This window comes from Amycolatopsis sp. NPDC004625 (assembly GCF_040609695.1).
Lineage (GTDB): Bacteria > Actinomycetota > Actinomycetes > Mycobacteriales > Pseudonocardiaceae > Amycolatopsis.
In genome coordinates this window covers 94,317-106,601 of the sequence record NZ_JBEXKX010000007.1, presented here as the reverse complement: position 1 = coordinate 106,601, position 12,285 = coordinate 94,317, and the positions used below count along the sequence as shown (strand labels likewise).

Here is a 12,285-nt window from a genome sequence, read left to right as displayed (position 1 = left end):
GTCGGCCGGCGTACCTGGAGGGTCGGCCGGCGTACCTGGAGGGTCGGTTCGCGTGTCCGGAGGGGCATCACACGTGACCAGGCGGGCATCACTCGTGATTGGCGGGGCGTCAGGGGTGGGGGAGGGGGACTGTGACGGGGGTGAGGGGGAACGTGAGGGTGAAGGCGGCGCCGCCTTCGGGGGCCGGGCCGGCGGTCAGCGTGCCGCCCATGCGGGTGACCAGGCCGTGGACCAGGGCCAGGCCGATGCCGGAGCCGACCGGGCGGCGGTCGCGGTACTTCGCGTTGAGGACGCCGCGCTCGAACGCCACCGGGTAGTCCTCCGGGGCCAGGCCCGGGCCGCCGTCGCGGACCGCCAGGGACGCCGACGAACCGGAGACCGTGAGCGCGAACACCATCGGTGCGCCGGCGGGCGTGACGCGCAGGGCGTTCTCCGCCAGGCCGTCGACCACCTGACGCAGCCGGCGCGCGTCCGCGAGCACCAGGACCGGCGAGGCGGGCGCCGAGACGGCCAGCCGGACGTCCTGGGCCAGGCACCGCAGCCGCCACACCTCCGCGCAGTCGCGGACCAGCGCGCCCAGGTCCAGCGAAGCGACGTCCAGCCGGAACTCGTCGGCCCCCAGCCGGGCCAGCTCCAGCAGGTCCTCGACCAGCCGCGAAAGCCGTCCCGCCTCGCGCTGGATCGTCTGCCCCGCGCGCACCGCGTCGTCGCCGGAGGCGACGCCGTCCGCGATCGCCTCGGCGAAGCCGGTCACCGCGGTCAGCGGCGTCCGCAGCTCGTGGGACACCGACAGCAGGAACTCCCGCTGCCGCGCCTCGCTCACGGCCAGCGCGTCGGCCAGCGAGTTCAGCGACCCGGCCACCTCCGCCACCTCGCGCGGCCCCTGCACCGGCACCCGCACGTCCCGCCGGCCCGCCCGCAGCGAGCCCGCGGCCAGCGCGGCCCGGCGCAGCGGACGGCCCAGCAGCCGCCCGGAGACGAAGCCCGCGAACGCCGCCACCACCAGCCCGATCCCCAGCGCCAGCGCGATGTTGCGCACCAGCGCCCGTTGCGTCGCCTGCGCGTTCTGCGTGGGCAGGACCAGCGCGAACGCCGCCCCGCGCGCGCCGACCGCCCGCGTCTCGACCAGGTACTGCGCGCCCGCCACCGCGACGCGCCGGGATCCGTTCGTCCCGAGCCCGGCCTTGACCGCGGCCTGCACGGCGACGCCGTCGCCGAGCGGCTGCCCGCCCGCGCGTCGGACCACCACCGAGATGCCCTGCCCGCGCACGACGTCGGCCACCTTGCCGACGCCCAGCCGGTTGCCGATGCCCGTTTCGTCCAGCTGCGATGCGACGACGTCGGCCTGCGCGGCCAGCGACGACTGCAGCGCGTTGTCCGCCGTGGTCCGGATCAGCCGGGCCGCGACCAGCCCGGCCACGATCACCGCGACGCCCGCGACGGCCAGGCACACCAGCGTGATCCGGCCGGCCAAGGTGCCCCTCATGCCGGGTCCGCCGCGTACCCGATGCCCCGCACCGTCCGGATCGGGCTCGACGGCCCGAGTTTCGCTCGCAGCTGTGCCACGTGGACGTCGACCGTGCGCGTCCCCGCCGCCGCGGCGTAGCCCCACACGGCGCTGAGCAGCTGGTCGCGCGAAAGCACCTGCCCCGGGTGCCGGAGCAGGTGCGTCAGCAGGTCGAACTCCGTCGACGTCAGGGAAACCTCGGCCTCGCCCGCCCACGCCCGCCGGGACAGGACGTCGACGCGCGCGTCGCCCACGGCGAACGTCTCCGCGGCCGGGGCCACGCCGGAAGCGCGGCGCAGCACCGTCCGCACCCGGGCGGCGAGCTCACGCGGGCTGAACGGCTTGGTCAGGTAGTCGTCCGCGCCGATCTCCAGGCCCAGCAGCCGGTCGAGCTCGTCGTCGCGGGCGGTGACGAACAGCACCGGCGTCCAGTCCCCGGCCGCGCGCAGCGCCTTGCAGATCTCGATGCCGTCCATTCCGGACAGTCCGATGTCGAGCACGATCGCCACCGGCTTGAGCCGCCGGACGGCGTCCAGCGCCCGGCCGCCGTCGGCCTCGACGTGCACGCCGAAGCCGTCGCGCTTGAGGTAGAGCGTCGCCAGCTCGGCGATCGCGGCCTCGTCCTCGACCACGAGGACGAGGCCGCGCCCCGGTGACCCCATGCCTGCTCCCGTCGCCGCCGTCTGTGCGGGGAAACGCTAGCCGGTCACGGCGAGCCATCGCTGTTCATGTCGGACTCGATGCCGTTCAGCGTCGAATCGATCCCGCTCAGCTCGGCCGGCACCGAGGACGACGTCGAAGGGGCGGGTGACCCCATCAGGTTGTCGCGGCAGGCCGAGCAGCCGAGCGCGACGAGCGCGGCGGCCCCGACCGCCGCCGCGACCCTCGCGCCCCTCACTTGGCCGGCTTGCAGTGCGCGGACGCGAACGCGTCGAGCTTCTGCTTGGCCGCGTCCAGCTCGCCGATGCGGCCCTGCCGCTTGGTGGCGCGCTGGTCGAGCTGGTCGGCGCGGTCGGCGTGCCCGGCCGACCGCTGGTCGGCCGCCCGCGCCTTGAGGTTGGCGACCGAGCCCTTGACCTCGGCGCCGCCCTTGATCCGTTTCTCCAGGTTGTCGGCCTTCTTCTGCAGCTTCGGCACCCAGTCCGAGCAGACCTGCTGGGACTCCTCGGGGCTGAGCGTGATCGGCGCGACCGGCGCCGGCGACGTGGTCTGGGCCGAGGCCAGCGGCGCCGCCACCAGCAGGCAGGCCGCGCTCGCGCCGCCCGCCAGCGCCAGCCGCGTCCAGGTGGTTCCTCGCATCGTTTCTCCTCGTATCCGTTCGGGGGTACGAGGAGAACTCTGGCCGGGCGGTGTTCGGAGGGCGTCCGCCTAGTGTTCGGGCTTTGTAAGGCCGACGGCGACCGACGTCCGCGCGAGGTCGAACGTCAGCGTGTCGCCGAAGGCCGGCAGCGCCGGGTCGAACAGCAGCCCGTCGGTGCCGCCGAGGAGCAGCCCGAGCCGGTGCCCCGCCGGCACGACGTGGTCGAGCGCGGTCAGGTCGAACGTCATCGTGTACGCCCGGCCCGGGACGAGCGGCTCGCCGTGCCGCAGCGACGCGTGGTGCCCGAGGTCGGCCCAGCCGGCCGCGACGATCCGGTGGTCGACGGACACGACGTCGGCGGCGGTGTCGAGGAAGCACGCGCTGTCGCCGCCGGTGCTCGCGCCCCAGCACGACCGCGTCGTCAGGGTGCGCACGCCGCTGCCGTACTCGGCGGTGTTGCGCACGTCGGCCGGCCCGTAGTCGACGAGCGCGACCCCGATCCGGGCGGCGGTCCTGTCCGACGCCGCGGTGACCGTCACCGACGGCGACCCGGCGAGCCGCACCGGCGACGGCAGGGGAGCGCCGGTGAACCGCGCGGCCGACACCCCGGCCGCCCACTGCTCGCGGGTGACGGCGGGGTCGTCGACGACCGTGGCCGTGCCGGATCCGCGCAGGCCCAGCGTGCCGTCGCTCGAAGGGCGCAAGGTCGCGGGCAGCGTGGCGGGCGGCCAGCTCCGGACGTCGGTCCAGCGGTCCGGCGCGGTTTCGAGGTGCACGGCCGGCTCGCGCCCGACGCCGTTGCGCAGGCCGAGCAGCCAGCGGTCGAACCAGCGGTGCAGCGTCTCGACCCACCGCGCCCGCTGCAGGTCGAAGGGGTCGGTGTGGCCGGCCTGGCTCAGCCACGCCCTGCGCGGGACGCCGGCCCGGCCCAGCGCGTCCCAGTAGCCGGAGAACTGGTTCGGGGCGACGACCCAGTCCCCGAAGCCCTGTGCGACGAGCACGCTCGCCTGCCCGGCGCGCGGGACGTAGTGCACGCTCCGCCAGTAGGCGTTGTAGTCGCCGTTCGTGCCCGCGCGCGCCTTGAGATCCGCTTCGAACGGCTTGCACAGCTCGGCGGCACGCTCGTTGTAGGTGAAGGCCGACCCGGTGTTCTCCGGCGTGGCCAGGGGCGCGCCGTTCGCGACGACCTGGGCGTAGTTGTCCGCGACGCCTTCGATCGGCACGATCGTCTTCAGCCCGGCGACACCCGAGGCGGCCATCCCGATCGCGGTGGCGCCGTCCTGCGACTTGCCGATCGCGCCGACGTCCCCGGTGGCCCAGTCCGCGGTCACCGGCCGGCCGGCGTCGGGGGCGTCGAAGGCCTTCGCCCGCCCGTTGAGCCAGTTCACGACCGCGTTGCCGGAGCCGACGTCGTCGAAGCAGCCGGACGACCGGTTCGTCCCGCCGACGTCGGCCAGCACGACCGCGTAACCGCGCGGCACGAAGTAGTTGTCGTAGAACAGCGGGAACTGCAGCGGGGTGCCGTCCGGCGCGTAGGTCTTCTTTTGCGTCTCGTTGCCCCGGCCGCAGCACGCGTAGTACGGGCTGACGTCGAGGATCGCCGGAACGCGCACGCGAGTGGCGGGCCGGATGACGTCGGCGGCGACGCGGTCGGGCCGGCCGTCGCGGTCGTTGTCCGTGCCGGTTTCCACCCACGCCGTCTCGCGGATCGCGTCGGCGTAGGAATACACCGGCCGGCTTTCCGCGGGCGCGGCGGATGCCGCGGGCGTGAGCGCCGAAGTCGTCAAGAGTGCGGCCAAGAACCCCAGTGCCAGTCGCATCCGGTCAGTGGATCACGGGTTTTCGTACCTTGCCAAGAACAGCTCCATGGCGGCGTCGACGGCTTCGCGGTCGCCCGTGGTGACGAGGTCGAGCAGGAGCCCGCGCGCGACGGCGAGCCCGAGCCGGGCGTGGGCCGGCCGGTCCACTTCCGGGATGCCGTAGCGGGCGAGCAGGGCCTCGATCGGGCCGAGCCAGTCCTCGACCACGCCGTCGAGGAACTCCGCCGTGCCCGGGGTGCCGCCGAGGGCTTGGCCGTAGAGCTGGAAGAACAGCTTTTCGTTGGCGCGCAGGCTTTCGCCGGTGAGCCGCCGCCAGAACTTGCGGCCCGCGCCGGCCGGGTCGAGGCCGGCGAGCGCCGCGCGCTGCCGGGCTTCGACCTCCTGGGCCACCGCCGTGAGCAGGCCTTCTTTCGAGCCGAAGTGGTAGATCAGCATCCGGTGGCTGGTGCCGAGGTCCGCGGCCAGGGCCCGCAGGCTCCGGTCCGCGCCGCCGTGCCGGGCGATGTGGTCGATCGCCGCGTCGAGCAGCTTCGCGCGGGGGCTTGTGCCGATCATGTACCAGATGGTACACGTACCAAATGGTACAAAGAATTTCGGTGCACGTCCGGACGACCGCGTCGGCCGACGCCGTCTATGCGTTGCTGCGCGACGGCGCCGGCTGGCCGACGTGGTCGCCACTGGGGTCGTTCGAGCTGGTCCGCAAGGGGGCGGACGAGCCGGAGGGGCTCGGCGCGGTCCGGCTGTTCAAGACGAACGGCGTCCGCTCGTACGAGAAGATCGTCGCGCTCGAGCCCGGCCGCCGGTTCGGCTATGCACTCGAGCACGGCCTGCCGCTGCGGGACTACGTCGCCTACGTCGACCTCACCCCGCAGGATGGCGGCACCGACATCCACTGGCACTCGACGTTCACGCCGAAGATCCCCGGCACCGGCTGGTTCTACCGGTGGTTTCTCGGGTCCTTCGTCAAGCGGGCGGCCGCGGGACTGGCTGCCACCGCCTGAACGGCGTGTTACTCTCCTGGGGAGAGTGAGGAGGGTGCCGTGGGGCCCGATCCGTACGACCGCAACTGCCCGACCCGCCAGCTGCTCGACCGCATCGGCGACCAGTGGACGGTGCTGATCGTCGGCGCGCTTTCCGGCGGCCCGCTGCGGTTCACCGAAATCGGCCGCCGGGTCGACGGCATCTCGCAGAAGGTCCTGACGCAGACCCTGCGCAGCCTGGTCCGCGACGGCATCCTCGACCGCACGGCGTACCCGACGATCCCGCCGAAGGTCGAGTACGAGCTGACGGCACTGGGCCGCAACCTGTCGGAGCCCCTGGACGTGCTCGACCGCTGGGCGCGGCGGCACATGGCCTCGGTCCAGGAGGCGCGGGACGCCTACGACGCGGAGCACACGCCCGCGACCGCGTAACACGGGCTGTCCAATGGACAGCTCCTGGACAATCCGTCGCAGTACGGGTTACGCCGTCCGCTCCGCAGGGACACTGTCGCGGTGCTCAGCGAGACCGTGCCCCCTCCGGGCTGGGGAGTCGTTGCCGTCACCGCGTTGTTCGCCTTCGCGGTGACGCTGGTCTCGGTCGTCACGCCGCCCAACGGACGGCGGAGCCTCCTGCGCAACGCCAACGTGGTGGGCACGCTCTTCCACGAAGGTGGCCACGCGCTGGTGGCGATGCTGGTGGGCGGGGGTGTCCTCCGCGTCAAGATCGACAGCGCCGAAGGCGGCTCCACGTACTCGCACGGCCACGCGGGCCTGGGCAGTGTCCTGGTCGGTGCGGCCGGCTACGCGATGCCGCCGCTGGCCGGGCTGGGAGCGGCCGCCCTCCTGCACCGCGGGCACGTCTCGGCCGTGCTCGTGCTGACCCTCGTGGCCATGGTGTTCCTCCTGCTGCTCGCCCGGGACCTGCGCACCTTGATCATGGTCGTCGTGGTGGGGGCGGTCGTGTACTCGGCGCTGCGCTACGCCCCGGGCTGGCTGCGGACCGCCATCGCGTACACCGAAGCGTGGCTGCTGCTGACCAGTGAGCTCAGCGGCGTGCAGGTCCTCGTCTCGAACCGCCGCCTGAAGGGGTTCCGCGGCCACACCGACGACGCCGCCGTGCTGGCCAAGCAGACCAAAATGCCGTCGCCGCTGTGGATCGGCGGGTGGTTCCTGCTCAACGGCTGGGCGATCTGGCACGCCGCCCCGCTGCTGTTCCCCTAGCGGGCCGCCAACCCCGCTTCGTGGGCCAGCAGGCCGGCCTGGGTCCGGTTCGTGCAGTCCAGCTTGACCAGCATGCGCGAGACGTAGCTCTTCACCGTCGCCTCGGCCAGGTGCAGCTTCGCCGCGATGTCCGCATTGGACAGTCCGGAACCGAGGCACGCCAGCACGTCCCGCTCGCGCTCGGTGAGTTCGGTGATGCGCCGGCGGGCGTCCTCGCCGCGTTCGCGGCTGTCCGAAGACAACGCCACCAACCGGCGGGCCGCCGACGGCGAAAGCACCGTGTGGCCGTCCGCCGCCACCCGGACCAGGCCGATCAGGTCCTCCGGGGGCGTCGACTTCACCAGGAACCCCGCCGCGCCCGCGCGCAGCGCCCGGACCACGTACGTGTCCGCGTCGAACGTCGTCAGGGCGACCACCGCCGGCGGGTCGGGCATCGCCGTGATCCGCGCGATCGCCGTCAGCCCGTCCACGCCCGGCATCCGCAGGTCCATCAGCACCACGCGCGGCCGGTGCCGGACCACCGCCTCGACGGCTTCGGCGCCGTCGCCCGCCTGCGCGACGACCTCGATGTCGCCGGCCGAGCCCAGGATCGTGCGCAGGTGCGCGCACACCATCGGCTCGTCATCGACCACGAGCACCGGGATCACAGTGCGTGCCTTCCGCTGTCGGGACGTAGGCGGGCAGTATCGCACCGACCCGGAACCCGCCGCCGGGTGCCGGGCCCGCGTCGAAGCGCCCGCCGACCAGTTCGACGCGCTGGCGCAGGCCCGCCAGCCCGGCGCCCGAACCGCTGCCCGCCAGCGCCGGGTCGGGCAGGCGCGCCGCCGCCGTGTTGTCCACCGAGACGTCCAGGCCGCCGGGGTGGTAGCGCAGGGAGACTGCCGCCGACGCGCCCGGCGCGTGCTTGCGCACGTTCGTCAGCGCCTCCTGCACCAGCCGGTACGCGGTCCGCGCGACGGTCGGCGAGACCTGCGCCGGATCGCCGTCCACCGCCAGTTCCGTCGCCACCCCGACCGACCGGGACTCCTCGACCAGCCGGGCCGGATCGCCGGGCTCCTCCGGGCTGAGGGTCCGCGGGCCGGCCTCGGCGCCGTTTCGCAGGACGCCGACGAGGTCGCGCAGTTCGTCCAGCGCCAGCGCGCCTTCGCGGCGGATGTCCTCGGCCGCCGTGCGCGCCGCCGGGTCGGGTGACGTCACGCCGAGCGCGCCGGCGTGCAGCACCATCAGGCTGAGCCGGTGCGTGACGACGTCGTGCATCTCGCCGGCCAGCCGCCGCCGCTCGGCCGCGCGGGCCTGCTCGGCGAGCAGGTGCTGCTCGCGCTCGGCGCGTTCCGCCCGGTCGCGCAGCGACTGCAGCAGCTGGCGCCGCGCTTCGAAGTACAGCGAGAGCAGGGCCGGCAGCGCGGTGCTGAGCAGGCCGAACGGCGTCGTCGACCAGCTCGGCGTCCACGGCCGCGCGGCGATCACGGCCAGGACGCCGGCCACCCACAGCACGGTTTGCCGGTCCAGCACCCGCGCCGCCTGGGACAGGATCACCGGGGCGATCGTCGGGACCGTCGTCAGCGCGAGCGGGTGCTCGGGGACGAGCAGGCCGGGCGCGAAGGTGTCGCTCGCCAGCATGGCGAACGCCGCCGCGGTGACGACCGCGCAGACGGCTCCGGGGAACCGGAACAGCAGCACGAGCGTGAGGTCGCAGCCGACCTGCAGGACCAGCCCGGCCGCCGGGCCCCACGCGCCGGTGGTCCGGTCGCCGAGGACGTGGAACAGGGTGTTCAGCCCGGCGAACGCGAGGGCGGCGGCGATCAGCCAGCCGGCGTCGGAGCGGCTCGGCCACAGCGGCCGCCGGGCGATGGTCACGGGGTGACGGTAACCGCACCCCGGGGCCGCCGCGCCCGGTCCGCAACCAAAGTTGCACGTGATCACCCTCCTCGTCGGGTATCGCCGGGGACCCCGCAACCGGTGGACTGGGCCGGCGCGGTGAGAGGGAGACGGCGGATGTCCCCGGCATCCGCCGTGCGTACGGTGCCCGCCGGCGTCGCTTCCCTGCCCGACGCCGGCGGGTCCCGGTTGCCGAGAGGGGAATGGGATGAGTGAACTGTCGTTGCCCGCCCGGGCCTACCTGCTGGCCTGCGACACCCGGCGCGACCGGCTGCCGGACCGCGACCGCGTCGCGCTGCTGGTCCGCGCGGCGGCGCTGACGGACCTGGTGCTGCGCGGGCTGGTCGAGGACGCCGGCGGCCGCCCGGTGGCCCGCCGGGCCGGTGGCACGGGGCACCTGGTGCTCGACGACCTGCTCGCCGAGCTCGCCGCCGAACCGCACCGGAAGTGGCGCGCGTGGGTGCGCCGCGGCGCCCGCGGGACGCTGCAGTCCCTCGAGGCCCAGCTCGACGCGGCGGGCGTGATCACGCTGCGGACGTCCCGCGTGCTGGGGCTGTTCCCGCGCCGCCGCCCGGCGGTCCGCGACGCGGCGATCGCGGCCGCCCTGCGCGACGAGGTGGCCTCGGCGCTGCGCAGCGACACCCCCGTGCCGGCGGACGTCGCGGCTCTGACGGCCCTGGCGGCGGCGGCCGAGCTGAGCTCGGTCCTCCCGCGCGGCGAACGCCGCCGCAACCGGGAGCGCCTGGCCGGGCTGACGGACCAGGCGGGAGCGGCGGTCCCGGCCCTGCGCAAGGTGATCCGCGAGCTCCAGGCGGCCCGCTCGGCCTACGTCGCCGCCAGCTCGGGCGGCGGCGGAGGCTGACCGCACCGGACGACACGCGTCCCCTCCCGCGGACGGCCGGGACCCTGCTGCGCGGGCGGGGCCGCGCGGTTCGGCGTCCGCCGAAGTGTCGCCGCCCTAGGTTCGGGGCATGGACGAATTCCGTGCGCTGCACGTCCCCGGCTCCCCGCTGCTGCTGCCGAACGCCTGGGAGTTCGGCGTCGGCGCCTTCCTCGCCGCGCGGGGCTTCCGCGCCCTGGGCACCACCAGCCTCGGCGTCTCCGCGGCCGTGGGCGAACCGGACGGCGCACCGTCGACGCGCGAGGCGACCGTCGCCCTCGCCGGCCGCCTCGCGCGGCTGGACGCCCTCGTCAGCGTCGACATCGCCGACGGCTTCAGCGCGGACCCGGCCGCCGTCGCCGACCTCGCGGCGGAACTGGCGGCCGCCGGCGCGGTCGGCGTCAACCTCGAGGACGGCCGCGCCGACGGCTCGCTCGCCGCGGTCGAAACCCAGTGCGCGCTGGTCACGGCGGTGAAGGACCGCGTGCCGGGCCTGTTCGTCAACGCCCGCACCGACACGCACTGGGCGGGCGACCGCTCGCTCGCCGAAGCCGAACGCCGGGTGCGCGCGTACGCGGCGGCGGGCGCGGACGGCGTCTTCGTGCCCGGCCTGGCCGAGCCGGGCGACGTCGAGCGGATCGTCGCCGCCGGGCTGCCGCTCAACCTGCTGTTCCTGCCGGGCAAGGTCACCCTGGCCGGGCTGGCGGAGCTGGGCGTGGCGCGGGTCAGCCTCGGCTCCCTCCCGTACCGGATGGCCCTCGCGGCCGCCGCCGAGACCGCCCTGGCCGTGCGAGACGGCCGTGACCTGCCCCTGAGCCCGCCGGGCTACGCCGACGTCACCGCGCTGCTGCCGTAAATCGGGTGAACCGGCCCGGCCGGATCTGCTTGCCTGGAGGCATGCGTGCCTTCGGAACCGACTTCGCCGCCCCGCCCGGATACCTGAACACGCCCAGCGTGGGCGTCCCGCCCGCGCCGGTGGCCGCCGCGGTGGCCGAATCGGTGGAACGGTGGCGGACCGGGGCGACCCGGCCGGGCGAGTTCGACGAGTACGTCACGCGGGCGCGGGCCGGGTTCGCCCGCCTGCTCGGCGTCGAACCCGCGCGGGTCGCCAGTGGCGCGTCGGTCTCGCAGCTCGTCGCCAACGTCGCCGCGGCGCTGCCGGCCGGCACCCGCGTGCTCGCCGCGGAAGGGGACTTCACCAGCGTGACGTTCCCGTTCGCGGCGAACCCCGGTGTCACCGTGACCGAGGTGCCCCTGGACGACCTGCCCTCGCGGGTCGAGGGCCACGACGTCGTCGCGGTGAGCGTCGTCCAGTCCGCCGACGGCCGGATCGCGGACCTCCCGGCGCTGCGGGCCGCGGCCGAGGCCGCCGGAGCGGCGGTGCTGCTCGACGCGACCCAGGCGGCCGGCTGGCTGCCGTTGGAGGTCGCCTGGGCGGACTGGGTGGTCGGCGCCGGCTACAAGTGGCTCTGCTCGCCCCGCGGCAGCGCGTGGCTCGCGGTGCGGCCGGACGCGCGGGAGCGCACCCGCGCGGTCGCGGCGAACTGGTACGCGGGGGAGGACCCGTGGGCCACGGTCTACGGCCTCCCGCTGCGCCTGGCCGGTGACGCCCGCGCGTTCGACCTCTCGCCCGTCTGGCTGGCCCAGGTCGGCTCCGCGGCGGCCCTGGAGTACTTCGCCGGCCTCGACCTCGCCCAGGTCCGGGCGCACAACACCGGCCTGGCCGGCACGCTCCTGGAGAAGCTCGGACTGCCGCCGCGCGGCACCCCGATCGTGTCGCTCGACGCCGACCCGGCGCGGGTGGCCGAGGCCGGGATCGTCTCCAGCGTCCGCGGCGGCCGGGTGCGCGTCGGCTTCCACCTCTACAACACCGTTGACGACGTCGAACGCCTTTTACCCGCGTTCGGGTGAACCTCGGAACGCGGGTGAACTACCGTATGTCCCCGTGGTTGGTGCGCATTTCACCCCAGGCCCGTCCGACACGGCCCCGCTGGGCGCGGTTCCCCCGCAGCCCCGCCCGCCCGTGCCGGGGCCGCCGGCGCGCGACACCCGGTCCCTGCTCCTCAGGGGTGCCGGGCTGGTCGCGATCGCCGTCGTCTCCGGGTTGCTCTGGTTCCTGATCCGGCACGACTCGGCGCCCGACGAGCCGGTCGCGCAGCCGCCGGCCCAGAACACCGGGCAGTTCCAGTTCACCAAGGTCGCCGGGCCGGAGAAGTCCGACGACTGCGCCGCGAAGTCCTACGGGGACACCCAGGGCTTCTTCCGGGACAACGCGTGCCAGTCGCTGGTCCGCGCGCTGTACACGACGGAGTCGGGCGGCGCGAAGGCGCTGGTGTCCGTGGTCGTGGTCGGCATGCCGGACTCGTCGAAGGCGCAGGCGCTCAAGGCCCTGACCGAGAAGGACGGCACCGGCAACGTCACGGACCTGGTCAAGGACAAGACGTTCGCGGGCACCGGCACGCCCAGCGTGAGCGGCAAGGACGCGGCGTACGCGTCGAAGGTCGAGGGCACGAACACGACGATCGTGCTGGCCGACTTCTACGCCAAGCACAAGGACAAGGCCCTGATCGAAAAGATCGCCGACGACGCCCTCCGCCTCGCCGCCGACCTCCACTCCTGACCACCCCGGTCGTGTGGGGGTCGTGCTGGTGGTCGGAGCGGAAGACAAACGAAAAGCGAGGGGGAGGGTCAGCGGGGGC

Annotated in this window: 15 protein-coding genes; 7 read left to right on the top strand and 8 right to left on the bottom strand. The window is 74.6% G+C overall.

Annotation, left to right across the window (positions count from 1 at the left end):
• Positions 1–109: 109 nt before the first annotated feature.
• The 6 genes from ABZW17_RS10230 to ABZW17_RS10205 form a co-directional block, all read right to left on the bottom strand.
• Positions 110–1,486, bottom strand: coding sequence for a HAMP domain-containing sensor histidine kinase (locus tag ABZW17_RS10230; RefSeq protein WP_354811704.1), 1,377 nt, complete (start codon positions 1,484–1,486; stop codon positions 110–112).
• A complete protein-coding gene (locus ABZW17_RS10225) occupies positions 1,483–2,169 on the bottom strand; it encodes a response regulator transcription factor (RefSeq protein ID WP_354811702.1) in 687 nt (228 codons plus the stop codon). Before ABZW17_RS10225 ends, ABZW17_RS10230 begins: the two co-directional genes overlap by 4 nt.
• 44 nt (positions 2,170–2,213) lie before the next feature.
• Positions 2,214–2,405: a hypothetical protein gene (locus tag ABZW17_RS10220; protein ID WP_354811701.1), complete on the bottom strand. Its 192-nt coding sequence runs from the start codon at positions 2,403–2,405 to the stop codon at positions 2,214–2,216.
• Positions 2,402–2,806, bottom strand: a complete 405-nt coding sequence (locus ABZW17_RS10215; protein WP_354811700.1) for a hypothetical protein — start codon at positions 2,804–2,806, stop codon at positions 2,402–2,404. The genes ABZW17_RS10220 and ABZW17_RS10215 overlap by 4 nt, the downstream gene beginning before the upstream one ends.
• 69 nt (positions 2,807–2,875) lie before the next feature.
• Positions 2,876–4,627, bottom strand: a complete 1,752-nt coding sequence (locus ABZW17_RS10210) for a CocE/NonD family hydrolase (RefSeq protein WP_354811699.1) — start codon at positions 4,625–4,627, stop codon at positions 2,876–2,878.
• A gap of 12 nt (positions 4,628–4,639) precedes the next feature.
• Positions 4,640–5,182, bottom strand: coding sequence for a TetR/AcrR family transcriptional regulator (locus ABZW17_RS10205; protein WP_354811698.1), 543 nt, complete (start codon positions 5,180–5,182; stop codon positions 4,640–4,642).
• Positions 5,183–5,205: 23 nt separating this feature from the next.
• Here ABZW17_RS10205 and ABZW17_RS10200 point away from each other — a divergent pair, with 23 nt between their 5' ends.
• The 3 genes from ABZW17_RS10200 (at position 5,206) to ABZW17_RS10190 (ending at position 6,828) form a co-directional block, all read left to right on the top strand.
• A complete protein-coding gene (locus tag ABZW17_RS10200) occupies positions 5,206–5,628 on the top strand; it encodes an SRPBCC family protein (protein ID WP_354811697.1) in 423 nt (140 codons plus the stop codon).
• Between the two features lie 39 nt (positions 5,629–5,667).
• Positions 5,668–6,039 (top strand): helix-turn-helix domain-containing protein, encoded by a 372-nt coding sequence (locus tag ABZW17_RS10195; RefSeq protein WP_354811695.1) that lies wholly within the window; start codon positions 5,668–5,670, stop codon positions 6,037–6,039.
• Positions 6,040–6,120: 81 nt separating this feature from the next.
• Positions 6,121–6,828, top strand: coding sequence for a M50 family metallopeptidase (locus tag ABZW17_RS10190; RefSeq protein WP_354811693.1), 708 nt, complete (start codon positions 6,121–6,123; stop codon positions 6,826–6,828).
• Here ABZW17_RS10190 and ABZW17_RS10185 read toward each other — a convergent pair.
• Positions 6,825–7,475 (bottom strand): response regulator transcription factor, encoded by a 651-nt coding sequence (locus ABZW17_RS10185; protein ID WP_354811691.1) that lies wholly within the window; start codon positions 7,473–7,475, stop codon positions 6,825–6,827. The genes ABZW17_RS10190 and ABZW17_RS10185 overlap by 4 nt on opposite strands.
• Positions 7,450–8,685 carry a histidine kinase gene (locus ABZW17_RS10180; protein WP_354811689.1) on the bottom strand — a complete coding sequence of 412 codons (1,236 nt, stop codon included), beginning with the start codon at positions 8,683–8,685 and terminating at the stop codon, positions 7,450–7,452. Before ABZW17_RS10180 ends, ABZW17_RS10185 begins: the two co-directional genes overlap by 26 nt.
• A gap of 229 nt (positions 8,686–8,914) precedes the next feature.
• Here ABZW17_RS10180 and ABZW17_RS10175 point away from each other — a divergent pair, with 229 nt between their 5' ends.
• The 4 genes from ABZW17_RS10175 (at position 8,915) to ABZW17_RS10160 (ending at position 12,206) form a co-directional block, all read left to right on the top strand.
• The gene (locus ABZW17_RS10175) at positions 8,915–9,568 is read left to right on the top strand and encodes a GPP34 family phosphoprotein (RefSeq protein ID WP_354811687.1); all 654 of its coding nucleotides are present in this window, start codon (positions 8,915–8,917) and stop codon (positions 9,566–9,568) included.
• 109 nt (positions 9,569–9,677) lie between these two features.
• The gene (locus ABZW17_RS10170) at positions 9,678–10,442 is read left to right on the top strand and encodes an isocitrate lyase/phosphoenolpyruvate mutase family protein (RefSeq protein ID WP_354811685.1); all 765 of its coding nucleotides are present in this window, start codon (positions 9,678–9,680) and stop codon (positions 10,440–10,442) included.
• A gap of 41 nt (positions 10,443–10,483) precedes the next feature.
• Positions 10,484–11,497 (top strand): aminotransferase class V-fold PLP-dependent enzyme, encoded by a 1,014-nt coding sequence (locus ABZW17_RS10165; RefSeq protein WP_354811683.1) that lies wholly within the window; start codon positions 10,484–10,486, stop codon positions 11,495–11,497.
• Positions 11,498–11,609: 112 nt separating this feature from the next.
• The gene (locus ABZW17_RS10160) at positions 11,610–12,206 is read left to right on the top strand and encodes a hypothetical protein (RefSeq protein ID WP_354812043.1); all 597 of its coding nucleotides are present in this window, start codon (positions 11,610–11,612) and stop codon (positions 12,204–12,206) included.
• The last annotated feature ends 79 nt before the right edge of the window (positions 12,207–12,285 follow it).

Bases quoted from the DNA above. Each gene is read 5' to 3' on its own strand.
- ABZW17_RS10230 (WP_354811704.1), bottom strand. From the start codon at position 1,486: ATGAGGGGCACCTTGGCCGGCCGGATCACGCTGGTGTGCCTGGCCGTC.
- ABZW17_RS10225 (WP_354811702.1), bottom strand. From the start codon at position 2,169: ATGGGGTCACCGGGGCGCGGCCTCGTCCTCGTGGTCGAGGACGAGGCC.
- ABZW17_RS10215 (WP_354811700.1), bottom strand. From the start codon at position 2,806: ATGCGAGGAACCACCTGGACGCGGCTGGCGCTGGCGGGCGGCGCGAGC.
- ABZW17_RS10210 (WP_354811699.1), bottom strand. From the start codon at position 4,627: ATGCGACTGGCACTGGGGTTCTTGGCCGCACTCTTGACGACTTCGGCG.
- ABZW17_RS10205 (WP_354811698.1), bottom strand. From the start codon at position 5,182: ATGATCGGCACAAGCCCCCGCGCGAAGCTGCTCGACGCGGCGATCGAC.
- ABZW17_RS10200 (WP_354811697.1), top strand. From the start codon at position 5,206: ATGGTACAAAGAATTTCGGTGCACGTCCGGACGACCGCGTCGGCCGAC.
- ABZW17_RS10175 (WP_354811687.1), top strand. From the start codon at position 8,915: ATGAGTGAACTGTCGTTGCCCGCCCGGGCCTACCTGCTGGCCTGCGAC.
- ABZW17_RS10170 (WP_354811685.1), top strand. From the start codon at position 9,678: ATGGACGAATTCCGTGCGCTGCACGTCCCCGGCTCCCCGCTGCTGCTG.
- ABZW17_RS10165 (WP_354811683.1), top strand. From the start codon at position 10,484: ATGCGTGCCTTCGGAACCGACTTCGCCGCCCCGCCCGGATACCTGAAC.